This window comes from Halorubrum xinjiangense (genome assembly GCF_049604745.1).
In the GTDB taxonomy this organism is placed as follows: domain Archaea; phylum Halobacteriota; class Halobacteria; order Halobacteriales; family Haloferacaceae; genus Halorubrum; species Halorubrum xinjiangense_A.
Genome location: NZ_CP187140.1, coordinates 532,191 through 559,061, shown reverse-complemented (window position 1 = coordinate 559,061; position 26,871 = coordinate 532,191). Strand labels below are relative to the sequence as shown.

Annotated in this window: 23 protein-coding genes, 2 tRNA genes and 3 rRNA genes; 6 read left to right on the top strand and 22 right to left on the bottom strand. The window is 66.2% G+C overall.

The window, feature by feature from the left end; all coding sequences use genetic code 11:
* Positions 1-59: 59 nt before the first annotated feature.
* A complete protein-coding gene (locus tag ACOZ35_RS03820; RefSeq protein ID WP_424015139.1) occupies positions 60-947 on the bottom strand; it encodes a DMT family transporter in 888 nt (295 codons plus the stop codon).
* Between the two features lie 138 nt (positions 948-1,085).
* Between ACOZ35_RS03820 and ACOZ35_RS03815 the strand changes: the two genes are divergently transcribed.
* Positions 1,086-1,388 (top strand): hypothetical protein, encoded by a 303-nt coding sequence (locus ACOZ35_RS03815; RefSeq protein WP_424015138.1) that lies wholly within the window; start codon positions 1,086-1,088, stop codon positions 1,386-1,388.
* 49 nt (positions 1,389-1,437) lie between these two features.
* On the opposite strand, the gene ACOZ35_RS03810 is transcribed toward ACOZ35_RS03815, so the two are convergent.
* The 5 genes from ACOZ35_RS03810 to ACOZ35_RS03790 all read right to left on the bottom strand — a co-directional run bounded on the left by ACOZ35_RS03810 (position 1,438) and on the right by ACOZ35_RS03790 (position 7,729).
* Complete coding sequence (locus ACOZ35_RS03810; protein WP_424016024.1) at positions 1,438-2,109, bottom strand: hypothetical protein; 672 nt, start codon at positions 2,107-2,109, stop codon at positions 1,438-1,440.
* A 464-nt stretch (positions 2,110-2,573) separates the two neighbouring features.
* Positions 2,574-2,695: ribosomal RNA gene (gene rrf, locus ACOZ35_RS03805) — 5S ribosomal RNA — on the bottom strand.
* A gap of 143 nt (positions 2,696-2,838) precedes the next feature.
* Positions 2,839-5,751 (bottom strand): 23S ribosomal RNA (locus tag ACOZ35_RS03800).
* A 271-nt stretch (positions 5,752-6,022) separates the two neighbouring features.
* Positions 6,023-6,094, bottom strand: a tRNA-Ala gene (locus ACOZ35_RS03795).
* Between the two features lie 165 nt (positions 6,095-6,259).
* A 16S ribosomal RNA gene (locus ACOZ35_RS03790) occupies positions 6,260-7,729 on the bottom strand.
* Together the 16S, 23S and 5S rRNA genes with 1 tRNA gene alongside form the textbook arrangement of a ribosomal RNA operon.
* A 670-nt stretch (positions 7,730-8,399) precedes the next feature.
* Here ACOZ35_RS03790 and ACOZ35_RS03785 point away from each other — a divergent pair.
* On the top strand, positions 8,400-8,960 hold the full coding sequence (locus tag ACOZ35_RS03785) for a TATA-box-binding protein (RefSeq protein ID WP_049932645.1): 561 nt from the start codon (positions 8,400-8,402) through the stop codon (positions 8,958-8,960).
* Between the two features lie 101 nt (positions 8,961-9,061).
* Here ACOZ35_RS03785 and ACOZ35_RS03780 read toward each other — a convergent pair whose 3' ends face one another.
* The 4 genes from ACOZ35_RS03780 to ACOZ35_RS03765 all read right to left on the bottom strand — a co-directional run bounded on the left by ACOZ35_RS03780 (position 9,062) and on the right by ACOZ35_RS03765 (position 15,627).
* Positions 9,062-10,267, bottom strand: coding sequence for a Cdc6/Cdc18 family protein (locus tag ACOZ35_RS03780; protein ID WP_049932642.1), 1,206 nt, complete (start codon positions 10,265-10,267; stop codon positions 9,062-9,064).
* A gap of 879 nt (positions 10,268-11,146) precedes the next feature.
* Positions 11,147-11,962, bottom strand: coding sequence for a MarR family transcriptional regulator (locus tag ACOZ35_RS03775; protein WP_424015137.1), 816 nt, complete (start codon positions 11,960-11,962; stop codon positions 11,147-11,149).
* 142 nt (positions 11,963-12,104) lie between these two features.
* Positions 12,105-14,357, bottom strand: a complete 2,253-nt coding sequence (locus ACOZ35_RS03770) for an NADP-dependent malic enzyme (RefSeq protein WP_424015136.1) — start codon at positions 14,355-14,357, stop codon at positions 12,105-12,107.
* A 139-nt stretch (positions 14,358-14,496) separates the two neighbouring features.
* Positions 14,497-15,627, bottom strand: coding sequence for a DUF7544 domain-containing protein (locus ACOZ35_RS03765; RefSeq protein WP_424015135.1), 1,131 nt, complete (start codon positions 15,625-15,627; stop codon positions 14,497-14,499).
* A gap of 110 nt (positions 15,628-15,737) precedes the next feature.
* Between ACOZ35_RS03765 and ACOZ35_RS03760 the strand changes: the two genes are divergently transcribed.
* Positions 15,738-16,610 carry a DUF7117 family protein gene (locus tag ACOZ35_RS03760; RefSeq protein WP_424015134.1) on the top strand — a complete coding sequence of 291 codons (873 nt, stop codon included), beginning with the start codon at positions 15,738-15,740 and terminating at the stop codon, positions 16,608-16,610.
* Between the two features lie 36 nt (positions 16,611-16,646).
* Here ACOZ35_RS03760 and ACOZ35_RS03755 read toward each other — a convergent pair whose 3' ends face one another.
* From ACOZ35_RS03755 to ACOZ35_RS03705, 11 genes are all read right to left on the bottom strand, one after another.
* Positions 16,647-17,372: a fumarylacetoacetate hydrolase family protein gene (locus ACOZ35_RS03755; protein WP_424015133.1), complete on the bottom strand. Its 726-nt coding sequence runs from the start codon at positions 17,370-17,372 to the stop codon at positions 16,647-16,649.
* A gap of 54 nt (positions 17,373-17,426) precedes the next feature.
* Entirely contained in the window at positions 17,427-17,906 is a 480-nt protein-coding gene (locus tag ACOZ35_RS03750) for a hypothetical protein (RefSeq protein ID WP_424015132.1), read from the bottom strand.
* Complete coding sequence (locus tag ACOZ35_RS03745; protein ID WP_424015131.1) at positions 17,906-18,301, bottom strand: hypothetical protein; 396 nt, start codon at positions 18,299-18,301, stop codon at positions 17,906-17,908. Before ACOZ35_RS03745 ends, ACOZ35_RS03750 begins: the two co-directional genes overlap by 1 nt.
* Positions 18,298-18,579, bottom strand: coding sequence for a ubiquitin-like small modifier protein 1 (locus tag ACOZ35_RS03740; protein ID WP_424015130.1), 282 nt, complete (start codon positions 18,577-18,579; stop codon positions 18,298-18,300). The genes ACOZ35_RS03745 and ACOZ35_RS03740 overlap by 4 nt, the downstream gene beginning before the upstream one ends.
* A gap of 62 nt (positions 18,580-18,641) precedes the next feature.
* Positions 18,642-19,025 (bottom strand): hypothetical protein, encoded by a 384-nt coding sequence (locus ACOZ35_RS03735; RefSeq protein ID WP_424015129.1) that lies wholly within the window; start codon positions 19,023-19,025, stop codon positions 18,642-18,644.
* Positions 19,026-19,061: 36 nt separating this feature from the next.
* Positions 19,062-19,934: an alpha/beta hydrolase gene (locus tag ACOZ35_RS03730; protein ID WP_424015128.1), complete on the bottom strand. Its 873-nt coding sequence runs from the start codon at positions 19,932-19,934 to the stop codon at positions 19,062-19,064.
* On the bottom strand, positions 19,931-20,929 hold the full coding sequence (locus tag ACOZ35_RS03725; RefSeq protein WP_424015127.1) for a PhoU domain-containing protein: 999 nt from the start codon (positions 20,927-20,929) through the stop codon (positions 19,931-19,933). Before ACOZ35_RS03725 ends, ACOZ35_RS03730 begins: the two co-directional genes overlap by 4 nt.
* 192 nt (positions 20,930-21,121) lie before the next feature.
* Positions 21,122-22,069: a D-2-hydroxyacid dehydrogenase gene (locus tag ACOZ35_RS03720; protein ID WP_424015126.1), complete on the bottom strand. Its 948-nt coding sequence runs from the start codon at positions 22,067-22,069 to the stop codon at positions 21,122-21,124.
* A 78-nt stretch (positions 22,070-22,147) separates the two neighbouring features.
* Entirely contained in the window at positions 22,148-23,335 is a 1,188-nt protein-coding gene (locus ACOZ35_RS03715; protein WP_424015125.1) for a cystathionine gamma-synthase, read from the bottom strand.
* Positions 23,336-23,440: 105 nt separating this feature from the next.
* A tRNA-Glu gene (locus ACOZ35_RS03710) sits at positions 23,441-23,549 on the bottom strand.
* 91 nt (positions 23,550-23,640) lie between these two features.
* A complete protein-coding gene (locus ACOZ35_RS03705) occupies positions 23,641-24,207 on the bottom strand; it encodes a peptidylprolyl isomerase (protein ID WP_424015124.1) in 567 nt (188 codons plus the stop codon).
* A 103-nt stretch (positions 24,208-24,310) separates the two neighbouring features.
* On the opposite strand from ACOZ35_RS03705, the gene ACOZ35_RS03700 reads away from it, so the two are divergent.
* The 3 genes from ACOZ35_RS03700 (at position 24,311) to truA (ending at position 26,071) form a co-directional block, all read left to right on the top strand.
* The gene (locus ACOZ35_RS03700) at positions 24,311-24,511 is read left to right on the top strand and encodes a XapX domain-containing protein (RefSeq protein WP_424015123.1); all 201 of its coding nucleotides are present in this window, start codon (positions 24,311-24,313) and stop codon (positions 24,509-24,511) included.
* A gap of 79 nt (positions 24,512-24,590) precedes the next feature.
* A complete protein-coding gene (locus ACOZ35_RS03695; RefSeq protein ID WP_424015122.1) occupies positions 24,591-25,109 on the top strand; it encodes a universal stress protein in 519 nt (172 codons plus the stop codon).
* On the top strand, positions 25,106-26,071 hold the full coding sequence (gene truA / locus ACOZ35_RS03690) for a tRNA pseudouridine(38-40) synthase TruA (RefSeq protein WP_424015121.1): 966 nt from the start codon (positions 25,106-25,108) through the stop codon (positions 26,069-26,071). The genes ACOZ35_RS03695 and truA overlap by 4 nt, the downstream gene beginning before the upstream one ends.
* A gap of 36 nt (positions 26,072-26,107) precedes the next feature.
* On the opposite strand, the gene ACOZ35_RS03685 is transcribed toward truA, so the two are convergent.
* On the bottom strand, positions 26,108-26,641 hold the full coding sequence (locus tag ACOZ35_RS03685; RefSeq protein WP_424015120.1) for a TrmB family transcriptional regulator: 534 nt from the start codon (positions 26,639-26,641) through the stop codon (positions 26,108-26,110).
* Positions 26,642-26,871: the final 230 nt, after the last annotated feature.

Below are 26,871 nucleotides of genomic sequence, written 5' to 3'. Positions count from 1 at the left end.
CCCAGTTCACTCATGCGGGTGGCTTCAACGTTCACCTCCAAATATCGGTGCTGAAAACGCTACGTCTGAGCCGCCGTCGCGGTGACGTAGATACCGGCGAGGACGACGCACCCGCCCGCGATCGTCGCCGGCGTCGGCGTCTCCGACAGCAAGGCGAACGCGAGCAGCGTCGCACCGACGGGTTCGCCGAGCAGCGAGACGGAGACGACGCTCGACTCGAGATGCGCGAGCGCCCAGTTGAGAACGGTGTGACCGAGCAGCCCCGGCCCGACCGCGAGCCCGACGAAGAGGAGCCACTCCCGGGCGGGATATCCCGTGAGCGGGTGTCCGGCGGCGAGGACGAACGCGAGCAGAACGACCACACAGACGCCGTACACGACGGTGACGTAGGGGATAAGCGAGATGCGCTGGCGCAGCGAGCGACCGGCCAGCACGTAGCCTGCGGCGGCGACGGCGCCCGCGAGCGCCAGCGCGTTGCCGTACAGCGGACGGGGACCGACCGCCACGCCGCCGAGGAAATCGCCGAGCGACATCGACGCCATCCCGCCGACGGCGACCGCGATACCCGCGGCCATCCGACGCGTGACGCGCTCGCGCAACAGCAGCCAGGCGCCGATCGAGACGAACACCGGTTGCGCCTGAACGAGCGTCACGCTCGCCGCGACGCTCGTCCACCGGAGGCTCTCGAACCAGGCCGCGAAGTGGACCGCGAGCGCAACCCCGGACAACACCGCGAACGCGAGGTCCCGGGACCGGATCCGTGCGAACTCTCCGCGGTACCGCCACGCCGCTATCGCGGTCAGCGGCAGGGTCGTGAACAGCACCCGGTAGAACGCGGCGACCGAGCTCGGGGCGTCGCTCAGGCGGACGAGGATCGCGCCCGCGCTCACCGCGACGACCGCGGCCGCGAGTCCCGCCTTCGGCGACACCGCCGGCTTCGAACTCATCGTATCTCGTGGGCGTTCGAGCGACGGGCGCTTACCGGTTTCGAGAGCCGATCGGTCGGCACGGCGAGGTACTCGTTTCGCTCTCCCCCGACGGACGACGCCGACGGAGATTTCACACCCCAGCGCGAACCACCGCTCATGTGTGCGGACACGTTCGGCGTCGGCATCCGCGTCGCCGAGACGGAACTCCGAGTCGTCGTCGGCGTCCCCTCCGATATCGACGCCGGGTGGACCGACCCCGAGGCGTTCCAGTCGCTCGTCGCGGAGGCCGTGTGGGAGCGACTCGATCGCCGCCCGACCCTGGAGGCCATCGCCGCGCGGTACGACACCGGTGAGACCGCCGCCCTCGGGAGCGTGACGCTCGAACCTGACGGCACCGTAGTGGAGACCGACCTCAAGCGCGTCGCGCCGCCCGACGGTCAGGAAGATACGGACGACTAAGGATCGACGAGACGGGCGACTAACGAGCCGTGTCAGCGCGGCGTCCGTTTCACTCCTCGGAGGCGCTCGCTTCGAGCGCGGCGCCGACCGCCCACGTCCGCTCTGGCCGGTACGCGGTGAGGTCGTATCGGGTCGGCCCCACGGTGTCGCCCCACGTCTCCAGCGCGCCGAGCGTGACCAGTCCCGACAGGGTCGCCCCCAGCGTCCGCGGCGTCGTCTCCGGGTCGGTCAGCGCGGCGTGGACCTGCTTCGACTGCGGGTAGTTGCGGTCGCACGTCTCGATGCCGCGCTTGGCCTCGGCCCAGTGGCGACGGACGTATCCAAAGGTGGTGGGATCCTCGTGCGAGAGCCGTTCGACCGCCGCCGTCGCGTCCGCGTCGGCACCGACGACACCGTCGACGCGACCGCCCACGCGCGACAGCAGCTCCGCTGCCCCCTCGAAGGAACAGCCGATCGCCACCTGGTTCGCTCGGCCCCCGAACCGTTCGAGGAGCCGGTCCACGAACGCGACCGCGGCGTCGACGCCGCCCCGAGCGGCGACGGGCGCGACGTCGTCGATTACCACGTCGACCGTTCCCGAGGGGACCTCGTCGAGGTGATCGGCGACCGCGTCGAGAACTCGCTCGCTCTCGGCATCGCGGCCCAGCACGGTGTACGCGAGCCCGTTGTTCGGCACCACCTGCGTTGACGCGGCGGCCCCGCTCCGAGCGATGTCGTTCACGTCCACCACCGCCTCGCGGGCCGGCGGGCCCGCCGGCCTTCGCTCCCAGCCGCTCCGCCACGCCTCGACGTCGGTTCCGAACAACACGGATACGACACGGTCCGAGGCGACTCCATCGCGAACCGACGGCTGGCCGCCACAGAACAGTCGTCCCGCGCCGTGCGATCCGTCCACGATACCTTGGGTTCATCGACAAAAGTGATAAACTTACGGATGAAACTATTAGTACTGATACGCGTTCCCGCGAGACGATCAGCCGAGCGTGGTGAGTCGTCCGTGGAACAGCGCTTCGCGAGCTCTCGAATTAGCAAATTCGGTTCCAACGGTTGCGGACCACGCAACCGAGACCGTCGGGCGACAGTCGACGAAAGCGAGTGAAATGCGAGCGCTGCGGCTCGCTGGGTATGAAAAAAGCCCACGGACGCGCTGTCCGTGGGCTTGGTGGGATGATTCCCGTATGAGTGGGTAGGCGGCGACTCGTGGTTCCCAGAGGATCGCTCACTCCAGTACTTCACGATACGCTGGTAGGCTTAACTTCCGTGTTCGGAATGGGTACGGGTGTTTCCCTACCGCTCTGGCCGCCTTCATGCCGACTCCCGGATTCGAACCGAGACTCTCTGTATCCTCTACAGCGAGACGCCTGTGTCGGTCTGGTTCGATACCAACCGTGTAAATCGTGCGATCCAGTTACCGCCTGAACTCATGCGAGTCGTGGCGCGTCAGCGCCAATGAATGTGGCTCGGTCTGTTAGTGCTCGTGGGCTTAACACCTCGTTGCCTCGGTGCGTACACCCCGAGTCTATCGAACTCGTCTTCTACGAGTGACCTCTGTGGTACCTCTTTTCCATGTGGGTTTCGAGCTTAGATGCGTTCAGCTCTTACCCCGTGTCGCGTGGCTACTCGGCATCTGCCCTTCCGGACAACCGATACACCAGTGGCGACCAAACGTAGTTCCTCTCGTACTATACGTTCGTTCACGTCAGGTACCTCACACCCCCAATAGATAGCAGCCGACCTGTCTCACGACGGTCTAAACCCAGCTCACGACCTCCTTTAATAGGCGAACAACCTCACCCTTGCCCGCGTCTGCACGGGCAGGATGGAGGGAACCGACATCGAGGTAGCAAGCCACTCGGTCGATATGTGCTCTTGCGAGTGACGACTCTGTTATCCCTAAGGTAGCTTTTCTGTCATCTACGGGTCCCATTCCGGAACCTCGTAGGTTCGCTAGACCACGCTTTCGCGTCAGCGTTCCTCGTTGGGAAGAACACTGTCAGACCATCTTGTGCTCTTGCGCTCTTCGCCGGATTCCCGACCCGGCTGAGATGATCTTCGGGCGCGCTCGATATCTTTTCGAGCGCGTACCGCCCCAGTCAAACTGCCCGGCTACCGGTGTACTCCTCCCGGAGTGAGAGTCGCAGTCACCGACGGGTAGTATTTCAATGCTGACTCGGTGGCGTGCTAGCGCACGTACCTGTGTAGCGTCTCCTACCTATGCTGCACATCGGCGACCACGTCTCAGCGACAGCCTGCAGTAAAGCTCTATAGGGTCTTCGCTTCCCCTTGGGGGTCTCCAGACTCCGCACTGGAACGTACAGTTCACCGGGTCCAACGTTGGGACAGTGGCGCTCTCGTTTATCCATTCATGCAAGCCGCTACTGAAGCGGCAAGGTACTACGCTACCTTAAGAGGGTCATAGTTACCCCCGCCGTTGACGGGTCCTTCGTCCTCTTGTACGAGGTGTTCAGATACCCGCACTGGGCAGGATTCAGTGACCGTACGAGTCCTTGCGGATTTGCGGTCACCTGTGTTGTTACTAGACAGTCGGAGCGCCCGAGTCACTGCGACCTGCTCCGTAGAGAGCAGGCATCCCTTCTTCCGAAGGTACGGGACTAACTTGCCGAATTCCCTAACGTCGGTTCTCCCGACAGGCCTTGCCTTGCGCTGGCAGAGCACCTGTGTCGGATCTCGGTACGGACATCATGCTTGCCTTTTCACGGGCCCTATGTACGGCTGACTTTCGCTATCTCGCGTTTCGCTCGCTTCGTGCCGTGACGGCGTCCACGAGTTTCCACGATTTGACCGGGCGAATGCCCGGCTCAGCGTTCCACACGGCGTCGGCGTTTACTGCACGATGGCGCTGGAATATTAACCAGCTTCCCGTCGGTGTAGTCAAGTTGTGGTACACCTTAGGACCGGCTAACCCTCGGCTGAACGGCAGTGCCGAGGAACCCTTGCTCTTCAGGCCGTCGAGGTTCTCACCCGACTATCGCTGCTACTGTGACCAGGATTGTCGTTACTGGACGGTCCACACGAGCTCTCGCCCGGGCTTCCGTCCGACCAGTACGCCAACCTACGCGGTTGCCCCTGTCAAGGGCACGGCCAGGTCTCGGTGGTAGATTTGAGCCCCGATCATTTTGGGCGCCTCAAACCTCGGCCGGTAAGCTGTTACGCTTTTCTTAGCGGGTAGCTGCTTCTAAGCTCACCTCCCGGCTGTTTAGGGCTTGAGACCACCTTCGAATCGCACTTAATCTACACTTTGGGACCTTAACCCGGCTCTGGGTTGTTCCCCTCACGGTACACAGGCTTACCCCGCGCACCGGACTCCCTTCGTCTACAGCGCCTGCGGGTTTGGAGTTCGACAGGATGGCCGACTCCTCTCGGAGGCGGGTCATCCAATCGGTAGCTCTACCCCGCGGGCTACCTCGGAAGAGGTCATGCTTCGACATGTTTCGGTTGGAACCAGCTGTTGCCAGGCTCGATGGGCCTTTCACCCCTACACACGAGTCACGAGAGGATATTGTAGAATACCAACTCTAACAGGCCTCCACGTGGCTTTCGCCACGCTTCACCTTGCTCGCGCGTAGATCGCCTGGTTTCGGGTCGCACCCAATTGACTCCCCGCGCTTGAACACGGTGGCCCTCGCAATGCTGCGGCCGTATCGGTTTCCCTGCGCCTTCCCCGGTTCACGGGTTAGACTCGTCAATCAAGTGCACTCCCTGGGTCGTTTTTCAAAACGCACGACACGACGCCGGCTCGATTCTCTTCCTACTGGAGGATCGCTCCTCGGTCGTTTTGAGAATCGCCTTATACGCCCTGTCGCTCGATCGCCAGCTGATTTCAGGCCCTATTGCACCGCCCTTCTCGGGGTGCTTTTCAGCGTTCGCTCACGCTACTTGTTCGCTATCGGTCTCGAGGAGTGTTTAGCCTTCTCAGGGGATGCCTGAGATGTTCACAGAGGATATCCGACCCCTGCTACTCTGGATTTGACGCCAACGGTACTGTTCTCTCATACGGGGTTGTCACCCTGTTTCACGCTCCGTTCCAGGAGACTTCTGAGAGAGTGTCGCGTTTTGGTTGTCAACCCGAACACCACATTGGTCCGAAGACCTTCGGTTTGGGCTGTGTCGCGTTTACTCGCGGTTACTGACGACATCGCTGTTGCGTTCTTTTCCTGCCCTTACTGAGATGTTTCAATTCAGGGCGTTCCCTATTGCGCGTGGCAATTGTTGAACGGATTCCGATTGGGAGATCTCGTGTTCTTTCCCTCCATGCGGGTCCCACGAGCTTTTCGCAGCTTGGCACGTCCGTCGTCGGCTCTCGAGCCGAGCCATTCACCAGCTGGCACAGTAGCCAGTAGTGTGTCAGCCAACTCTCCGAAGAGAGTGCTGACGGTGTCAAGTGACATAGTGTCACCCGACTGTATATGGTTCACTGACGTTCCACGAACTCGGATGAGTTCAGTGGACGTCTGGATCGCACGTATACACGGTTGTCATTGAATCGCCCCGGGTGTGACGGGGCGTTCGTCGAACCCTTCCCATCCGCGGTTTCCCGGGATGGTGCATCGGTCGTCGTGTCCGAACCGAGTCGCGTCTCCCACTTAAGAGGACGGATTCGGTCCGGACGGACATGGACTCACTGGGATTCGAACCCAGGGCATCCTCCTTGCAAGGGAGGCACTCTACCGCTGAGCTATGAGCCCACCTTCCCTGTGGGGAAGGTCTGGTGTGTGTGGTGTGAGCCGTGGTCGTTCTGCGGTGTCCAAGCCGGTGGGTGGGCGGACTGTTACAGACCAGTGCGAATGAGTAGTGACCGTCGTGGTGACGGTCGTAAGGTGAGCTCCCGCGAAGCGGGAGTCTCGGGTCGGTGGAGGTGATCCAGCCGCAGATTCCCCTACGGCTACCTTGTTACGACTTAAGCCCCCTTGCGAAGCCCAGATTCGACGTACGAGGTACGCCTCATCCGGACCTCACTCGGGTGCTTTGACGGGCGGTGTGTGCAAGGAGCAGGGACGTATTCACCGCGCGCTTGTGACACGCGATTACTACCGAATCCAGCTTCATGTGGGCGAGTTGCAGCCCACAATCCGAACTACGATCGAGTTTCTGAGATTACCGTCTCCTTTCGGAGTTGGAACCCTTTGTCTCGACCATTGTAGCCCGCGTGTTGCCCAGCACATTCGGGGCATACTGACCTACCGTTGCCCGTTCCTTCCTCCGTGTTAGCCACGGCGGTCCCCCTACTGTCCCCAGCTACCTCGCGGTACTGCTGGCAAGTAAGGGTGCGGGTCTCGCTCGTTGCCTGACTTAACAGGACGCCTCACGGTACGAGCTGACGGCGGCCATGCACCTCCTCTCTGAAACTCGGACAAGGTCATCAACCTGGTCGTCATTATTACAGTCGATGCTGGTGAGATGTCCGGCGTTGAGTCCAATTAAACCGCAGGCTCCTCCGGTTGTAGTGCTCCCCCGCCAATTCCTTTAAGTTTCATCCTTGCGGACGTACTTCCCAGGCGGTCTGCTTAGCGGCTTCCCTACGGCACAGCACCCACTCGTAGTGGGAGCCACACCTAGCAGACATTGTTTACGGCCAGGACTACCCGGGTATCTAATCCGGTTCGAGACCCTGGCTTTCGTCCCTCACTGTCGGATCCGTTCTCGCGACGTGCTTTCGCCATCGGCGGTCCGTCCAGGATTACGGGATTTCACTCCTACCCCGGACGTACCCGTCGCGCCTTCCGGTCCCAAGCCACGCAGTTTCTACCGGGCGCCCACCTGTTGAGCAGGTGGATTTCCCGATGGACTTGCGCGGCCAGCTACGGACGCTTTAGGCCCAATAAGATCGGCCATCACTTGGGCTGCCGGTATTACCGCGGCGGCTGGCACCGGTCTTGCCCAGCCCTTATTCTGGTACCACCTTACGGTACCGAAAAGCACAGGCGCTATGCCTGTGCACTTGGGATCCCCCTATCGCACTGTCGTGCAGTGTAAAGGTTTCGCGCCTGCTGCGCCCCGTAGGGCCCGGAATCTTGTCTCAGATTCCGTCTCCGGGTTCTCACTCTCATGACCCGTACCGATTATTGGCACGGTGGGCCGTTACCCCACCGTCTACCTAATCGGCCGCAGCCACATCCTTCGGCGCCGGAGCGTTTGGCATACCACTCATTCCAGTGGTGGTATGGTATACACTATTAGCCTCAGTTTCCCGAGGGTATGGAGCTCCGAAGGGTAGTTTGGCCACGTGTTACTGAGCTATTCGCCACGAGTCTGAACTCGTGCGACTAGCATGGCTAAATCGGATCCCAATAGCAATGGCCTCCGGCAGGATCAACCGGAATGAATATCCTTCGAGCCTGATTCCCGGCTCGAAGGGGGTGTTGGCGGGTGTCAATCTCGTCGAAGACGAGGGTTGACACACCATTGCATTGGTCTGTGTGGTGTCCGGCCCATCCAGCGACTTGGATGACACCGAACGACCACGGCTCACATCAGATCACCGCTTACGCCGGAGCGCAGGGGGCGTGATCCTCATTGGGTGAGTCGGATGAACCGACTCTGCGAAACCGGGCCGAGTTGAACGGCCCGAGTTCGCGGTGCGTTCTTCGCGTATCAACCGAACGGGCTTGTACACTTAAGCACGTCGGAACGCTTCGACCGGCCGCGTGAACGGCCGGTCGGTGCCCCCTCGGCGGGGGCGCCTCGCATCTCATCGAATGCCCGGGTTGTACTTAACCCCGTCGAACTATCTACGCTACGTCATGCGGTTTCATGGAGCAGTTTACAACGAGTTGATCCATCACCGAGTGGTGGCGTTCGGAGACAGCCGGCGACATCGAGTGGTTGGAGAGGAACTCGCGATCGGGTCATATATCAGAATAATATCATAGTATCTCGCACTACGTCGGGGGTTCACGCGTACGCGGGATCAGAAGTAATCCGCTTCGGGACGAGCTAGTTGTTTATACCACGGGCGTTTATAAGGGAGGGGGACACATATAAAAGCGAACGATGACGAACCCTGCAGACTCGATCGAGATTCAGAACGTTGTTGCATCGACGGGTATCGGCCAGGAGCTCGATTTGGAGGCGCTCGCGGAAGACCTCCCGGGTGCGGATTTTAACCCGGATAACTTCCCCGGCCTCGTGTACCGGACCCAGGAGCCGAAAGCGGCCGCGCTCATCTTCCGCTCGGGGAAGATCGTCTGTACAGGCGCGAAGAGCATCGACGACGTCCACGACGCGCTCGGGATCATCTTCGAGAAGCTTCGCGGCCTCCAGATCCCCGTCGAAGACGACCCGGAGATCACCGTACAGAACATCGTGTCGAGCGCCGACCTCGGGCACAACCTCAACCTCAACGCGCTCGCGATCGGGCTCGGCCTCGAAGACGTGGAGTACGAACCGGAGCAGTTCCCCGGGCTCGTCTACCGGATGGACGAACCCGAAGTCGTCATCCTGCTCTTCGGGAGCGGGAAGATCGTTATCACCGGCGGCAAGCGGACCGACGACGCCGAGGAAGCGGTCGAGGAGATCGTCGAGCGCATCGAAGGGCTCGGCCTGCTCGGCTGAGGTTGAATCGATCGGTCTGTTCGGTTGCTACCCCTCAATAAAAGGCGGTAATCGGCGTCGAGCGGCCGTCAGTCAGCGTCGAGCGGCCGAGTACGGTTCCGTTACGATTCGGCGTCGTCCTCGGTGAGGACCTCTTTGACGACGCTCGGATCCTCGAGAAGCTGGTGTTTGGTGTAGCTCCCCTCGGCGCTGCCGCCGCTGTGTTTCGACTGTTCGATGATGTCGAGGAACGCGTGTTCCTTCAGGAGGTCACGGACGCGTCGCAGCGAGAGACTGTCGGAGCCCTCCTGTCGACAGATGTTCTCGTATATCTCGTACACGCGACTCGTGCGGAACCCGTCCTGTCGACCGTTCGAAAGCGAGAGCAGCGCGAGCGCCTGAAGCACGTACCGCGAGTGCGGGGTGGACCCGCGGATGAGCTCCCGGAACCGGTCCGTCTCGGCTCGCTCGCGCGCCTGCGTGACGAACTCCTCGCGGACCGTGGGTTCGCCGTTCGCCTGCGCGATCTCGCCCGCGTACCGGAGGATGTCGATGGCCTTCCGCGCGTCGCCGTGTTCGCGCGCGGCGAGCGCCGCGGCGCGGGGAATCGTCGAGGGTTCGAGCACGTCGTCGTGGAACGCGTCCGCACGCGCCTGCATGATCTCGCGTAGCTGATTCGCGTCGTACGGCGGGAAGACGAACTCGCGCTCACAGAGGCTCGACTTGACGCGCTCGTCCATCCGGTCTTTGTACTGGATCTTGTTGCTGATTCCGACGACCCCCAGCTTACAGTCAGTTATCTTTCCGGCCTCGCCCGCGCGTGACAGCTGCATCAGAATAGCGTCGTCGTCGAGCTTGTCGATCTCGTCGAGCAGGATCAAAACGACGTCGTACCGTTGGTCGAGGATCCGCCAGAGCCGTTTGTAGTACGTGGAGGTGGAGAGCCCCTTGTCGGGGACGTTGATCCCGGTCTCCTCTGGGTCGTTGACGCCCTCGGCGATCGTCTGGACCGCCTGCGTCTCGGTGGTGTCCTGCGCGCAGTCGACGTAGGCGAACGTCGCCGTGACGCCCTCCTCGCTCGCGGTCGAGACGAGCCGCTTGGAGACGTACTTCGCACACAGCGACTTTCCCGTACCCGTCTTCCCGTAGATGAGGACGTTGCTCGGACTCTGTCCGAAGATGGCCGGGTTGACCGCCGTCGCCAGGTCGGCGATCTCGTCGTCTCGGCCGACGATTCGTCCCTCGCCCGGCAGGTGACTGATCTCGAGGAGCTCCTTGTTCGCGAAGATGGGGTCCTCCCTCGTGAAGAGGTCGTCCGCTGCGTCCATGAGAGAGACACCGGGTTTCCGGTGAAATGCGTTCTGTTTCGCGACCGCGTGTGGGGCGCGGTCGCGGGGCGGGTTGGTCGGTCGAGACACACACCGTGTTTCCGGTGAAAACGGGGGTTGGGAGGGGTGGGTGGGGGTCTGGGGTGGTCGGTCAAGGCGGACCCACGGACGATCGAGGTCAACCCGATTAGAACGACTGAGAGCCGGCCAGCAGGGTGAAACAGGCTGAACGGGAAATCCGCTTCCAGAGGAACGGACGACGAGAACAGGCACCGATCAGCGAGAGCGCGACAGTAGTGAGACGAGTGCGCCACGAGATCGCCACGAGGGCACGTAGAGTCGATGTTAGCAGATGGCGCCAGGTAATAGAACACACCCGACAGAGTGAACGGGACCAGCGACGGGGAGGCGATTGCTGGCCTATTTCACCGGAAACACGGTGTTCGACGGGGCGTCGGACGACCCCATCGCGGGGGAGACCACGTTTCCGATGAAACGAGCAGTGTGGCTCGGCGAGCACTCACCAATTTGGCTTGGCGAGCTTTACTCCAGAATAGATAATAAAGCCTGTTGTTTTGTGTCGGTCAGAATAGTCGGCTTCTCGGACAGGATGCCCAGCCCACCCAACGACCGCACCTAGTCAGCCCCCGATTTCACCGGAAACACGGTGTGTCTCTCCGCTCGTATCGTTCACTACTCGTATCGCCCTCCAGTCGTACTCCTCCCTGACCGAGAGTTTCTCCGCACGTGACCTTCTCTCCGCACATGACCCTCTCCCCGCACGTGACCTTCTCTCCGCACATGACCCTCTCCCCGCACGTGACCTTCTCTCCGCACATGACCCTCTCCCCGCACGTGACTCACGGCTCGATGACCGACTCAGCGGTCGAGGGAGTCGCGAACCTCGTACCGCACGCCGTCTTCACGAAGCCGAGTCGTGTGTCGGGAGAGCTCGTCGGTCGACACGAGCAAGAGTACATCTAAGCCGCGGAGGGCGGCCTGCGAGACGCCCGTGGCAGACCCGAACCGCACGTCGGGCCGCAGTCCGGTACGAGTCGCGAGCGCGTAGGCCTCGGTCCCACCGACGGCGACGAGGTCCGACTCGGCGGCGCGATCCCCGATCACGTCTGGAGAAGGGGGCTCCCCCTCCGTCACGGCCGGAACGGGAACAACTGTCACCACGCCCGGGTCGTACTCGACGACGCCCTCGAAGTCGGTGACGCCGACCGCCTCTCCCGCCTCACCGCCCGTGACGACGACCGCCGTCGCTGCCGAACCCCCCTCGGGGACCGCGTGTAACACGCCGTCTCGCATCTCCAGTCCGACATCGTCCCCTTCTTCGAGCGCGTCGGTCGCCACCGCGGCGTCGACGTCGACGCTTCCCAAGACGTCGTCGGACACCCGGGAGACGAACTCCGAGAGGGCGTCCGTCCGCGTGATGATCCAGTCGACTCCCTCCTTCGTCACCTCATACCGACCGCGACCGCGCTTCTCCACGAACCCGCCGTCGACCAGATCGCGGACGTAGTCGCTCACGGCCTGCGACGTTACGCCGATGACGTCGGCGATCTCTTCTTGGCTCACCGCCGGCTGTCGCGCGGCGATCTCGACGAGAACCCGGTAACGAGTCGCGTCGCGCCTGTTGTCGAGCACTCGCGGCCCGGTCGCTTCGTCCGGATCCTCGCTCGGTTCCATACCAATACTGTCGTAGTTGGAAACAAGTAAAATTGGTGTGCCGACCGGCGAGGCACGCGCGACGATTACCGACCGCCCGGCAGCCCCGACAGACTACTCCCGGCGCGGCGAGACGCCCGGCGACGGGGTGACGGCCGGCGAGCTACTCCTGGGCGTCCACGACGGCGACGCTAGCGAGGTTGACGATGTCTTTCACCTCGTCGCCCCGCTGGAGCACGTGGACCGGCTCGTCCATTCCGACGAGCATCGGGCCGATGGCCTCGGCGCCGCCGAGCCGCTGGAGCAGCTTGTACCCGATGTTCCCGGCTTCGAGGTTCGGGAACACGAGGACGTTGGCGGCCTCGTCGAGCTGAGAGAACTCGTAGGTCCCGTTGAGGATGTCGTCGACGACCGCGGTGTCGGCCTGCATCTCCCCGTCGACCGGGAAGTCGACCGCGTCGTCGGACTGGAGGATGTCGACCGCGTCGCGGGGCTTCCGAGTCCCCTCGTTGTCGACGCTCCCGAAGTTGGAGTACGACAACATCGCCGCGCGCGGCTCGACGTTGAACCGGCGCGCGAGGTCGGCGGTGTGTCGCGTGACCTCCGCCAGCGTCTCCGCGTCCGGGTCCTGGTTGACGGTCGTGTCCGCACAGAAGATGACCCGGTTTTTGAACGTGAGCATGTACACGCCGGCGACGGTGTCGGTGTCGGCCGCGGAGCCGACTATCTGGAGCGGCGGCCGGAGCGCGGACGGGTAGTGGTGGGTGAGCCCCGTGAGCATCGCGTCGACGTCGCCGGTCTCGACCATCACGCTCCCGAGATAGTTCGTGTCCCGCTTCACCAAGTCGTCAGCTTCGCGCTTCGTAATTCCCTTGCGCTTCCGGAGCTCGTACAGTCGATCGCCGTAGCCGGAGACGTCCCGGTCGTCCGGGTCGACCACTTCGGGCCGGAACGAGAGGCCGAGCTCGGCCGCGGTCTGTGAGATGGTGTCGGCGTCGCCGAGCAGCACCGGCTCCGCGATCCCCTGTTCGGAGAGCTGGTAGGCGGCGCGGATCATCTTCTCGTCGGTGCCCTCCGCGAGCGCGATCCGCTTCGGATCGCTCTTCGCTTTGTTCAACACGACCCGCATCATCTCGCGGGACTTCCCGAGCCGCGCTTCGAGCCGCTCTCGGTACTTCTCTAAGTCGATCTCCGTCCGGGCGGAGCCGGACTCCATCGCCGCCTCAGCGACGCGCGGCGCCACCTCGAACAGCACGCGGGGGTCGAGCGGCTTCGGGATGACGTAGTCGGGGCCGAACTGGAGGGGTTCGTCGCCGTACGCCTTCACGACCGCGTCCGGGACGTCCTTGCGCGCGAGGTCGGCGAGCGCCTCCGCGGCGGCCGCCTTCATCTCCTCGTTGATCTCTGTCGCGCGCACGTCGAGCGCCCCGCGGAACAGGAAGGGGAACCCAAGCACGTTGTTCACCATGTTCGGGTAGTCCGACCGGCCCGTCGCCATGATCACCGTGTCGTCGCGCGCGGCCTTCGCGTCCTCGTAGGTGATCTCCGGGTCGGGGTTCGCCATCGCGAAGATGATCGGGTCGGCAGCCATCGACCGGACCATCTCTTGGGAAACGATCCCGCCGACGGAGAGGCCGACGAACACGTCTGCGCCCTCCATCGCGTCCGCGAGGTCGCCGCCCTCGACCGGCGTGGCGAACTGGCTCTTGTACTCGTTGACCTCGCCGGCCTCGACGCGCTCCTCGGTGATGATCCCCGAGGAGTCGCACATCGTGATGTTCTCCTTGCGCGCGCCCAACGAGACGTAGAACCGGGCGCTCGCGATGGCCGACGCGCCGGCGCCCGAGAAGACGATCTCGAGCTCCGAGAGGTCCTTCTCGGAGATGTCGACCGCGTTCATCAGCGCCGCGCCGGAGATGATTGCGGTGCCGTGCTGGTCGTCGTGGAACACGGGGACGTCCATCTCCTCGCGGAGCCGCTCCTCAATTTTGAAGCACTCGGGCGCCTTGATGTCCTCGAGGTTGATCCCGCCGAACGTCGGCTCCATCGCCTTCACGGCCTCGCAGAACGGGTCGACGGAGTCGATGTCGAGCTCGATGTCGAACACGTCGATGTCGGCGAACCGCTTGAACAGCACCCCCTTCCCCTCCATGACGGGCTTCGAGGCGGCGGCGCCGATGTCGCCGAGCCCGAGGACGGCCGAGCCGTTCGAGACGACGGCGACGAGGTTCCCCTTCGCCGTGTACTCGAAGACGGACTCGGGGTCGGCCGCGATGTCGCGACACGGCGCCGCGACGCCCGGCGAGTACGCCAGCGAGAGGTCTCGCTGCGTGTTCGTGGGCTTCGTCGTCTCGATCGCTATCTTTCCGGGCGGCTCCTGTCGGTGGTACTCCCGCGCGTCGTCGTCCAGTCCCATGTCTGCCTCCATTCGTGAACGGAGTAAAAAGGTATCCTATGGTGTCGAATATACGATTCGACGTTCGACGATCCGCCGACGATCATTCGACGACCCCTCAACGCCCCCGAAAGGCCGGAATCCCCGAAACGAGCGGCGATCACTCCCCGACCGATTCCGATTCGTCGCTTGCGACGAGCGTCGATGCCAGCGGCGCCAGGTCAGAGTCGATCCCCGCGAGCGTCGAGACCTCGTAAGCGGTCAGATACGTTCGCGCCACCAGTCGGACCGGGAGCGTCACGGCTACGACGGCGACGACGGCACAAAGGAGAACAACCGCGAGAACGATCTGCCCCGCGGTCGTTCCGATCAACGCCCCGGCACCGCCGAGCGGAACCGCCGCGAGGAGGAGCGCGACGAGGCCGATCGCGGCGATGACCCCGCCGGCGAACCCGAGGACGACGGCCTGAACGATCCCGACGCCCGCCGCGACGACGGCGTGGACCGCGAAGTAGGCGACGACCTGGCCCCACGCCCCGCGGAACGACGCCCAAACTGCTCGCCACCCCGCGATCACACCGACGTCGCGGGCGACCATCGCCGGCGCGACGAACTCGAACGTGAGTCGGGACGCGACGGCACCGATCAGTGCGGTCCCGACCGAGAACACGGCAAGTGCCCCGATCGCTGCGGTCTGTGTGGTCGACGAACCAGAGAGCCCACCGAGCGAAGTCCCGACCGCGCGCGACGCCACGGGGTCGACGGCGACGACGAGCGCGAGCGCGGGGAGTCCGGCCGCGACCGCGAGGACCGCCGAAACGGCGAGCAGCCCCAGCGCCTGCCGGAACCGCTCGCGGAACGGCCGCCAGAGCGCGACCTCGGTCGTCGCGAGCGCGTCGTAGAAGGCGAGCCGAAAGGCGATCGAACACGCGACGAGCGTGACCGCGACGAGCACCGCGCCGACCGCGATTCCGGCCAGCAGCACGGCGTCGAGTCCGGCGAGCCCGGCGAGCCGCTCGGCGCCCGTACTCACGACGCGCTCGACCCCCGCCGGAACCGACTCGGGTTCCCTCGAGGTGAACTCGCGCCAAGCGCCGACTCCGCCGGCCGAAGCGCCGAACGACGACGAAGCGGCGCCCAGGACGCCAGCGCCCGACACTCCGGCGCCCCCGCCCGCCATCACGAGCGCGAGGAACGCGAGCTTCGCCCACCGGACCGCCTCGAACGGAAAGAGGAACCGCCGCGTCGCGTCGACGGCGCGGTCGAGCGCGTCGACGGCGTGCCAGGTCATACCGACCGTTCGCCGGAGAAGGTGAAATATGCTGGCAACTGACCGCTCGGCTCCCGAGCCTACACCGCCGACCCGCAGTCGTTTAGGGCGGACGCGACGAACCACCTTACATGAAGGTCCGCGGCGAACGCGAGTGCCAGTCCTGTGGCGCGCGGTGGTCGTACTACGAGACGGGCTCCGTCGCGTGTCCGAGCTGCGGCGACCTCCGCAGCGTCGGCGTCGACGCCCGCACCGCACACACCGACGCCCCCGTTTCGCTCGACCTCGCAGCCCACCGCGAGCGGTTCGGGGACTCGCCCGATACCCTCCCGCGGTCAGGGGTCGACGACCTCCAGTCCGACCTCCGGGAGTACTGCCGGAAGCGCGGGTTCATCGACGGCGGCCGGCTCGCACCGCTCGACGCGACGTACCTCGCGGCCCGCGAACTGCTGGAGGCGGTCGACTGCTTCGAGCGACTGCGCGACCCGACCGACGCCGACCGCGAGTACCTCCTCGCGCTGCTCACCGGCGCCGACAATGGCGACCGACCGCCCGCGGACGAGGTCCCGACCGCGCTCCGCGAGGCCCGGGGGATGGCGGCCGTACGCGCGGTCGAGGCGTTCCGGAGCGACGCGCTCGACTTCCTCGACGAGCTCGAAGCCGGCGTCGAGCGGAGCGGTGTCGAAAGTAATGACGCCGAAACCGGTGACAACGAAATCGATGACACCGAAAACGACGAGGACGCCCCGACGGTCACCGTCGACGGGGAGCATCCGGAAGCCAGGATCGGCCCCGCCCGCGACGCTTTCGAGCGACTCCGCGACCGCGTCACGCGCGTCGACGCGCTCGGCGGCGACGTGCCGCCCGCGGCCGCGGACGCCCTCGTTGAGGCGGCCGACGCGCTCGGTGCGTACGTCCGAACCGGCGACGAGACGGATCTGCGGACCGCCGACGACCTGATTGACGCCGCGAGCGTCGACGACCTCGACCCCGCGGGCCGCTGATATCGATCGGCGCCCGCTCAACCGAACTCGGAGACGCTACTCCGCGTCCGGCGCGACCACCGCGTTCGAGAGCGTGCCGACTCCCTCGTAGGTGATCTCGACGCGCTCGCCGGGCTCGACGAGGCCGGGGTTCGCGGGACTCCCGAACGCGATACAGTCGCCCGGTTCGAGCGTAAACCGCTTCGAGAGGTACGAGACGATCTCGTGCGGGCCGAACAGCATCAGTTCCGTGTTTGCGTCCTGGCGCGTCTCGCCGCCCACGGTCGTCTCGATGTCGAGATTCGTCGGGTCCACATCGGTCTCGATCCACGGCCCAAGCGGCGCCGACCCGTCGAAGGCCTTGCGCGCGGTCCGCCCCTGCTGGTCGAGCGCGTCGACGTCGTTCATGACCGTGTAGCCGCGCACGGCGTCCGGGACGTCTTCGGGATCGAGGTCGCGACAGCGCTCGTCGATCACGGCGACCAGTTCGCCGGCGTAGGTCAGCTCATCGGTCCACTCCGGGTACCGGATCGCCTCGCCGTGCGCGAGCAGGCTCGCCGGCGGCTTTATGAAGAAGTCCGGCTCCTCGGGCCGCTCGTACTCCATCTGATCGAGCGTCTCGGCGTAGTTCCGACCGACGCAGTACAGGGCGCTTGGCTCGCACGGCGGGAGCAGTCGCCCGTCGCGGCCGACCTCGTAGCGCCCGTCTTCGGCGACGACCGCGCCGTCGACGTAGCGGCCGGCGACGGGTCCGTCCGGTGTGAGCAGTCGAGCGAGTCGCATGCGAGAACGTCCGCGCTGCGGTCCGAAAAGGCGTCGGTGACGGCAGGACTCGGATCAGTCGCGCTCGACGTCGCGGTCGCCGTCCGCATCCGTGTCCTCACCGTCCGCGTCACGATCGCCGTCCGCATCCGCGACTCGGTCACTGTCTCCCTCCCCGATGCCGATGACGACGCCGGACCGGATCTCCAGCGCCGTGTCGAACTCCTCCCGGCGACCGCTCCCGGAGCCGATCCGCTCGACCGCGGCCTCGTGGGCGCGGACCACGGCGTCGCGTTCGCGCTCGGTGAGCCCGACGCGGTCGGCCACTGCCTCCCAGTGGTCCGGCTCGACGAGGAACGTCTCGCGGTCCGGCTCGGCCGCGATCCGCTCGTAGCGCCGGCGGTACGCGTCGATCCTGGGGCCGAGATCGGCCTGGACGCGCGCGAGCAGCGACGGCACGCGGGCCGCCGGCACGCTCGCGAGAGCCGCCGTCTTCACCAGCGCGGTACCCTCGATCGGATACGACCCCGGGTCCTGCTCGGCGTCGTCGGACATCACCCGCCGGCGCGCATGGCCTTCTGCCGGTACTTCGGGAGGAGTTCGGCGAGGACGTCGGGGTCGCCCGCGAACTCGGCGGTCACCTCGGTGAGTTTGATCGCGGCCGCCGCGGTCACCTTCTCGGCGCTGAGGGCCACCCGCCAGCCGTCGCCGTCCACGCGGGTCGCTTCCGCGGGGTCGTCGGTTCCCACGAGTTCCCCGCCCAGATTGCGGAGGTAGTGGGCCGCGAGCCGACGGGAGATGCCGCGGTACGCCACCGTCTCGCGCTCCCATCCCTCCTCCGCGGGCGGGAGGTCGATCCCATCCGCGCTCGCGTCGCCGTCGGCCTCCTCGACCGCCGCCGTGTCGTCGTCGCCGGTCTCCTCCGCCGTCGTCGACCCGTCGTCGCTCATGAACCCCCCGCGACCGGCGGGAACACGGAGAGCCGGTCGCCGTCCGCCATCGGCGTGTCGAGCCCCTCGAGGTGGAGCACCTCACGGCCGTTCTTCAGGACGTTGATCTGCGGGGCAAGGTCACCGTCGACGATCAGGCGGCCCTCCATCCCCTCGTACTCCGACTCCAGTTCGCGCAGCACGTCGCCGACAGTGGAGCCGTCGGCGAACTCCGCGTTCACCGTCTTCCCGCCGGCGGCCTCGCGAAACGTCGCGAAGAACCGCAGTTCCAGTTCCATACCCGTACGTCGTGTCGCGGCGGCTTAAAAGCGGCCGGCCGCGGAAGGTGACGGTCGAGAAATTACAGGTCGGAGAGGCGGATCCCGTCCTCGACCAGCCGGAAGTTGCGCTCGCGGTCGAGGTCGTCGGTGAGCCACTCGTGGTCGTACAGCTGGCCGATGAGTTCGAGGTAGAGGTTTCGCCACGCGATCGCGTAGATGGGCGACTGCCCCCACGCGCGCAGCTCCGGAACGAACTCGTGGTACGTGCTCGCCTGCGACTCCATGCGCTCGACCGCGTCGGCGACGACCTCGGCCGCCTCGTCCGGGTCCGCCTCGTCGAGCGCCTCGTTCAGCCGCGACTGGATTCCCGCGATGGCGCGTCGCATGTCTCGTTCGGCGGTCCCCTCCTCTTCCGGAAGCGACTCGACGACGCCCTTCGGCACGCCGAGTTCGATCTCTGGCATGCGATCCCCTCGGGGGAGCGCGCTCAAAAAACCCGTTCACCCGGCAACGGCGATCGCGGCAGAGCGGACACTCTCCGAGCCGGCGGTCGACGCCGATTGCGACCGGACGTCGCGGTTCACCGAGCCCCGTTCCGAGAGCCACCGCCCGGTCGCGTTCCCGATCGCCTCCCGGCTGGCGTCCGGCGACAGCGATGCGGGATCGTCGCCTCGCTGGGGTCCGTAGGCCCCGAACCCGGCGTGGTTGACGCCATCGAGCGTCACGATCCGGGCGTCCGCCGGGAGATTCGACCGAGACGCGCGCTCGCGTTCGGCGTCGATCACCCCGTCGGCGCCGCCCAGGACCGAGAGCACGTCGAGCCCGGTCTCGGAGATGTCGCGGTCGCAGTAGGCGGCGTGGAGGACGAGCCCGTCGTACGCCTCCGCGTTCCCGGCGGCGTGTCGACAGGCCATGGCGCCGCCGAGCGAGTGACCCCCGACCGCCCACGCGCCCACCTCGGGGTAGCGTTCGCGAACGCGGTCGGCGCGGTCCGGGGCGAGGACGGCGAGGTTGAGCGGCGCGTCCACCACGACGACGAGCGCGACGCGATCGGACGCGGAGACGATCTCGGCGGCCGTCGGGACGTAGCTCTCGTGTGCCACCCGCCCGCCAGGGTAGTAAACGAGCCCGACGGTCGACGACGTCACCGGCCCGTCGCGGACCGCGGTCCCGACCGCCGTCCGATCGACGGAGACGTTCGGATCGGCCTCGACGGCCGCGACAGCCTCCGCATCCGGCCCCATCCCGGCAGCGAAGTACGCGGCGCCGCCGGCGACGACGAGCGCGACGAGGACGAGGGCCGCGCCGCCGGCGATCGCGAGCGTCCGGCGTCCGGGCAGTCGGTTCGCGATCCCGTCGGGGACGCCCCTCACGGCGTCGGCGCGGCCTTCTGGAGGGCCGTCTCGGCGATGTTGCCGCCGTAGTCGGCCGACCGGAGGACGGAGTCGACGACGAGCCCCAGCAGCTGCGCGCGCGTCGGGTCGAGGTCGCGGAGTAGCTCGTCGATGGAGCGCACGCGCTCGTCGATCGCTCTGACGCCGGCCCGCGCTTCGTTGGCTCGCCGGGTCGCGGCGTCGGTGTCGTCGTCGAACAGCGCGTCCATCGCCGCGTCGATCACGTCGACGGCGTCACCGTGGAGGTCGCTTACCGCGTCGACGACCTCGTCGGGAAGGGGCTCGTCGATGTTCAGCGTCAGGTGCGCGATCTTCGTCGCGTGGTCGCCGATCCGCTCTAACTGGCGGGCGCTAGAGTGGTAGTCGAAACACTCCTCGCGCGGGAGCCCGAGCTCCTCGGCGGCCTTCGGCGTCCGCAGCGTGGCGCGGAATATCCGCGAGACGACGAGCCACAGCCGGTCGAGATCGTCGTCGCGGCCGATCACGTCGCGCGCGAGGTCGTGGTCACGCTCCGCGAGGGCGGTGATCGCGTCCTCGAGCATCGACAGCGAGATCAGCCGCATCCGCGTGACCGCGTTGTGGATCGAAAGCTCCGAGGAGTCGAGGAGGTCCTGGACGACGACGCGGTCGCGGGTCTCCTCTAACACCTCCAGCCCGACGAGGCTCTGGACCGCGTCGCGGATCGTCGACCGCTGCTCCGTGGTTATCTCCGCGGCCTCCAGCTCGATGACGTCGAAGCCGCTGACGTACATCGTCGTCACCGCTCGGCGCAGCGCCTGTCCGGTCAGGTCGTCGATGTCCAGCGTCCCCCGCGTCCGCTCCTCCTCGGACCGCGGCGTGAGGAACAGCGAGTCGCCGTCCGGGTGGAACTCGATCTCCGTCCCGGCCTCGACGTCGTTGTCGGTCGCCCACGTCTTCGGGATCGAGACCGTGTACGTCGAACCGCCGGTGACCTGGACCTTCCGCGTTTCCATACCCCACCCTCGGGAGCGGACCACCTTAGTTTTGATCAAAATATATACCCCCTATTCTCTCCGTCTGCGGTTCGTTAGAGTCAGATCCGTCGAAAAGCGACTAACAAGCGCGATTACGACGGAGCTAATCGGCTTAAAAACACATAAATATATAGTGGTATATAGGTCCAGTCAACGGATCGCCGACCCTCCTCACACCACCCGGTTACGCAGGTCGTCGCCGGCGTCCAGCCGCGCGACGTTGTCGGCGAGGATGTCCGCGACGCGCTCGTAGTACTCGGGTGTGTGACCGGCGTTGTGCGGCGTGATCGTCGCGTTCGAGAGCCCCCACAGCGGGTGGTCCTCGGGGAGGGGCTCCGGGTCGGTGACGTCGAGCGCCGCGCCGCGGATGCGGTTGTTCCGGAGCTCCGTCACCAGGGCGTCGGTGTCGACGATCGGCCCGCGCGCGATGTTCACCAACACCGCGTCGGGGCGCATCGTGCGGAGCGCGTCGGCGTCGACGAGCCCCCGCGTCGTCTCCGTGAGCGGACACGCCAGCACGACGTACTCGGCGTCGGTGACCGCCTCGTGGAACTCGTCGAACCCGTACACCTCGTCCGTCGGACCGCCCTTCTCGGGGGAGTAGCGCACGCCGACCGTGTCGACGTCGAACGACTCCAGCCGGTCGATGACCGCCTGCCCGATAGCGCCGAGGCCGACCACTGCGACGGTCGAGCCGTACACCTCCGTGGTCTCGTAGGTGCGCCATTCCCGGCGGGACTGCTGGCGGTACGCCCGGTGGAACTGTCGCGCGTGCGCGATCATCGACCCGACGACGTGCTCGGCGATGTTCGGCCCGTGGACGCCGGACGCGTTCGTCACCGCGACCCCGTGGTCGTCGAGCAGGTCGCGCGGCAGGTGACCCGTCCCCGCGAACACGCAGGCGAAAAGCTCCAGCTCCTCGGCGGCCGCGAGCAGCTCCTCGTCGATGGTGAGCCCGACGGCCACGCGCGCCGTCCGGATCAGGTCGCGCTCCTCGGCGGGCGTCCGCGCCCGCGCGACCTCCGCGTCGGGGAGCCGCTCGCGGATCGCCGCCGCCAGTTCGTCGGGGCCCAGTCCGTGAATCGTCTGGCGAAGCACCAGGACGTCTGGATCGCTCATGGGGGGAGTCTCGGCGGAACCGATAAAAATGGTGTCAGTCGTCAGGCGCCGGTCGGGACCGCCCGGCCGGTTAGACGCCTACGACAGTGCCGCGTCGAACGCCGCCTGAAGGTCCGCCTTCATGTCGTCGACGTGCTCGATCCCCACGGAGACCCGGATGAGGCCGTCGGTGAGCCCGGCCGCGAGCCGCTCCTCGCGCGGGATGGCCGCGTGGGTCATCGCGGCGGGCTGCTCGATGAGGCTCTCGACGCCGCCGAGCGACTCCGCGAGCGTGAACACCTCGGTCTCGCTCACGACCGTCGACGCCTCGTCGAGGGTGCCGTCCAGCTCGAAGGAGAGCATGCCGCCGAAGTCGTCCATCTGCTCGGCCGCGAGCTCGTGGTCCGGATGGGACTCCAACCCGGGGTAGTAGACGCGCTCGACCGCGTCGTGGCCCTCCAGCCACTCCGCGAGCGCCATCGCGTTCTCGCAGTGGCGGTCCATCCGGACAGGGAGCGTCTTCGTCCCGCGGAGGACGAGGAAGGCGTCGAACGGGCCGGGCGTCGCGCCGACGGAGTTCTGGTAGAAGCCCAGCCGCTCGTCTAGCTCCTCGTCGTCGACGATCAGGGCGCCGCCGATGGTGTCCGAGTGCCCGCCGAGGTACTTCGTCAGCGACTGGCAGACGACGTCCGCGCCGTGTTCGAGCGGGCGCTGGAGGTACGGCGTCGCGAACGTGTTATCGACCGCGCAGAGCGCGTCGCCCTCGTGGGCGATGTCGGCGAGCGCGCCGATGTCGTTGACGTTCATCAGCGGGTTCGTTGGCGTCTCCACCCACACCAACTCGGTCTCCTCGCGCATCGCATCCCGGACCGCGTCGTGGTCCGTCGTATCGACGAAGCTGGTCTCGATGTCGTACTCGTCGTACACCTGCGTTAAGATTCGGTGGGTGCCGCCGTACACGTCGTCGCCGGCGACGACGTGGTCGCCCGCCGAAAGGAGGTTGAGAGCGGTGTTGATCGCGCCCATCCCCGAGGAGAAACAGCGGGCGTGGCTCCCCGACTCCAGCGAGGCGAGGTTCGCCTCGAGGTCGCTGCGCGTCGGGTTCCCCGTGCGGCTGTACTCATAGCCGCGGTGGTCGCCGGGCGCATCCTGCTCGTAGGTGGAGTTCGCGTGGATCGGCGTCATCAACGCGCCCGTCTCAGGGTCCGGCTCCTGTCCGGCGTGGATCGCGCGGGTCTCGAAGCGGCGGTCGTCGTCGCCGCCGCTGCCGTCAGATTGATCGCTCATACCCGACTCTCCGTCACCGACGGCCGTGATTCTTCCCCTTCGAACCGACCGAAGAGCGGGGCGACCGACCGAAGAACGAGACGCGTCGCTCGCGGTGATAATGGATGCTCGGTCAGGGATTTGAACCCTGGTCGTCGGCTGACTTCCGAACCGGCGCCGAGGCGCCGCGTCCGCCGAAAGGCCAACATGATTGGCCGGACTACACCAACCGAGCGCGATTATCGCTTACGCCGGGGATGATTTATATCTTCTTAACTCTCCCCGACGTGGGAGGGTCGAACACGGGACGGGGGCGTTCTGACCGACTACTCGTCGACGTCGACCTTCTCGATCTCGACGGCCTCGCGGGGGTCGTCGTTCCGGCCGGTCGGCACTCCACCGATCTCCTCGACGACGTCCATCCCGTCGATGACCTGCCCGAAGACGGCGTGTTTGCCGTCGAGGTGCGGGGTCGCGTCCAGCGTGATGAAGAACTGCGAGCCGTTCGTGTTCGGGCCGGAGTTCGCCATCGAGAGGACCCCGGGCCCGTCGTGGGTGAGGTCGTCGTGGAACTCGTCGTCGAACTGGTAGCCGGGGCCGCCGCGACCGTTCTCCATCGGGTCGCCGCCCTGGATCATGAAGTCGTCGATGACGCGGTGGAAGACGATCCCCTCGTACAGCGAGTCGCCGCGCACTTCGCCGGTCTTGGGGTCCTCCCACGTGTTCGTCTCCGGCGCAGGCTCCGCGTCGGCCGCGGGGTCGTGGCGGGCTAAGCCGAGGAAGTTCTCGACCGTCTTCGGCGCGCGGTCGGCGAACAGCTCGACGACGATGTCGCCGTGGTTGGTCTGAAGCGTCACCTGCGGGTTATCGGGATTTGAAACCTCTCGTGCCATGTGCTTAAGGAGGGACGCGCGTCGGAAAACCCTGCCCATCCGTACGGACAGCTCGCCGGGCACGAACACCGCCCTTATAAACGAACGCCGCGGACGCGACGACATGAGTTCGACCCCCGTTCTGACCGTCGCCGCGCTCCTCGTCGGGGTGACGGTCGGCGCGCTGTTCGCGTTCCTCCGCGTTCCGATCCCCGCACCGCCGGAGCTGCCGGGAGTGGTGGCGATCGTCGGGATCTATCTCGGCTTCAAGCTCGTCGGCTACGCCGGCGTCGGCTTCGACCTGCTCGACGCACTGGGACTATAGCCTCGCCGGTCCGGCCTTCCCCGGCCCGGCTGCCGAGGCGGCCGGTATCGTTTTCCGCCGGGCGCGAGCAGTATCGCGCATGTACGACGACATCCTCCTGCCCGTCGCGCCCGGCGGCGAGGCGAACGACGCGATCCCGCACGCGATCAGTCTCGCCGAGCGATACGACGCGACGGTCCACGTCCTCTCGGCCGCCGACACCGCCGTCGACACGCTCGCCGGCCCGCGGACCGGCGTGTTCTCCGATCGGCTCGCGGAGGCGGCCGAGGAGCGCGTCGAGGCGGTGACCGCAGAACTGGAAGCGGCCGGCGTCGACGCGGTCGGAAGCGTCGTCCGCGGCGAGCCGCTGGACGTCATCGAGAACGCCATCGACGACGGCGCCGACATCGTCGTCATGCCGAGCCACACCCGACGGGGGATCCGCCGGCTGCTCCTCGGGAGCGTCACCGAAAAGGTCGTTCGCGTCGCGTCGGTGCCGGTGGTGACCGTGCCGATGTCCGACCCCGAAGCGGCGGGACGCGCGGACGAAACACCGGACACGGACGGCGGCGACGCGGATGAAGCGAACGACGTGAACGACGCGTCCGACGCCCAGTGACGGCCGCGTCAAACGATCGCGGGATGGTCACCCGCGCCTTCCGGGTCGCGTACGACGGCCGGGAGTACGCCGGCTTCCAGCGCCAGCCGCACGCCCACACGGTCGCGGACGAGCTCCTCGAAGCGCTCGCGGAGCACGGCCTCGTCGAGCGCGGCGACGGGTCGACCCACGCCACGCCGCCCGGCTACGCCGCGGCAGGCCGGACCGACGCCGGCGTCTCCGCGGTGGCCCAGACCGTCGCCTTCGAGGCGCCGACGTGGCTCACGCCGCGCGCGTTCAACGGCCACCTGCCGGGGTCGGTCCGTGTGTGGGCCGCCGCCGACGTCGGGGACAATTTCCACGCGACCCACGACGCGGTCCGCCGCACCTACCGGTACCACCTCTACGCGCCCGCAGCCGACGGAGGCGAGACGCCCGACGCCGGCGCGGAGGAGGCTGCCGAAGTCGATGCGGGCGAGGCCGCCGAGACCGCGCGCCGAGACCCCGAACACGCGATCGACGATGACCGCTTCCGGGCGGCGCTCGCGCGGTTTGACGGCGAGCACGACTTCCACAATCTAACGACAGACGAGACGGGGACGGTCCGCGACCTCGACGCGCGGGCGACCCGCGAAGGCGACGCGCTCGTCGTCGAGCTCTCGGCGGACGGCTTCCCGCGGGCGCTCGTCAGGCGAGTCGTCGCCGCGGTCCGCGCCGTCGGCCGCGGAACGGCCGACCTCGCGTGGATCGACCGGCTGCTCGCCGCCGAGCAGGTCTCGGGCGAGCGGGGCGTCGGTCCCGCGCCCCCGGAGCCGCTCGTGCTGTGGGACGTGACCTACCCCGACGCGGCGTTCACGGTCGACCGCGAGGCCGCGGAGAGCGCGCGCGTCGCATTCGGCGAAAGACACCGGGACGCCCGCCACGCCGCGGCCGCGACCGGCGCGGTCCGCGACCGGCTGTTCTCCGCAATCGACGAGGAGTGACTCAGGCTTTCGGACGGCCGCGCCTCGGGGCCCAGATCAGGCGGCCGATCCGCCTGCCGGCGTCTCCATGCCGTCGACGCGGACCAGCAGGGTGTTGCCGTCGACGTTCGTCGCGTCGACGACGCCCGAGAGCCGCAGCCCGGTGGCAGGTGTCGGCCCGACCGTCACGTGGTCGCCTGCGTCGAAGGGGCCGACCGCCCCACGGATCACGAGCTCGGCGCGACACAGCTCCGGGTTCGCGACGCTCGAGAGGTCGATCTCCGCGACCGTGACGTCCTCGACGGGGTCGCCCTCGCGCTCAACCGGCGTCGTCGCGGCGTCCTCCAGCCGCTCGATGCCGAGCGCGTCGTACGCCCCGTCGGTCGGGATGTAGCCGCCGTCCGGCCCGGCGACGCCCTCGACGAGGCCGAGGGTGTTGAGGCTCCCCATCCGGTTCCGGACCGTCCCCGCGTTGCGGTCGATTGCGTCGGCGATCTCGCGTCCCTGTACCGGCGTCTCCCGGCCCTCGGAGAGGTTCACGAGCGCGGTGAGCACGCGTTCTTGACTCGAACTCAATTGAATGTCGGACATGGACGAATCGAACCCTAACTGATTAATAAATGTTCGCGTATTACGACATTATATGCTTAGAACGTCTCTTGTGTGCCCAATTTATTGAAATTCGTTCGCAAAGAGAGCTAACTTCTTTCGAGACGAGTATCTATCTTCTCCAGCGGCGTTTTATCCGCACTATTGTCTCATTCTCACGGATATAATAAAAGGAACATCGTGTTTTATCCCGTATCTTATCTACTCTCAGC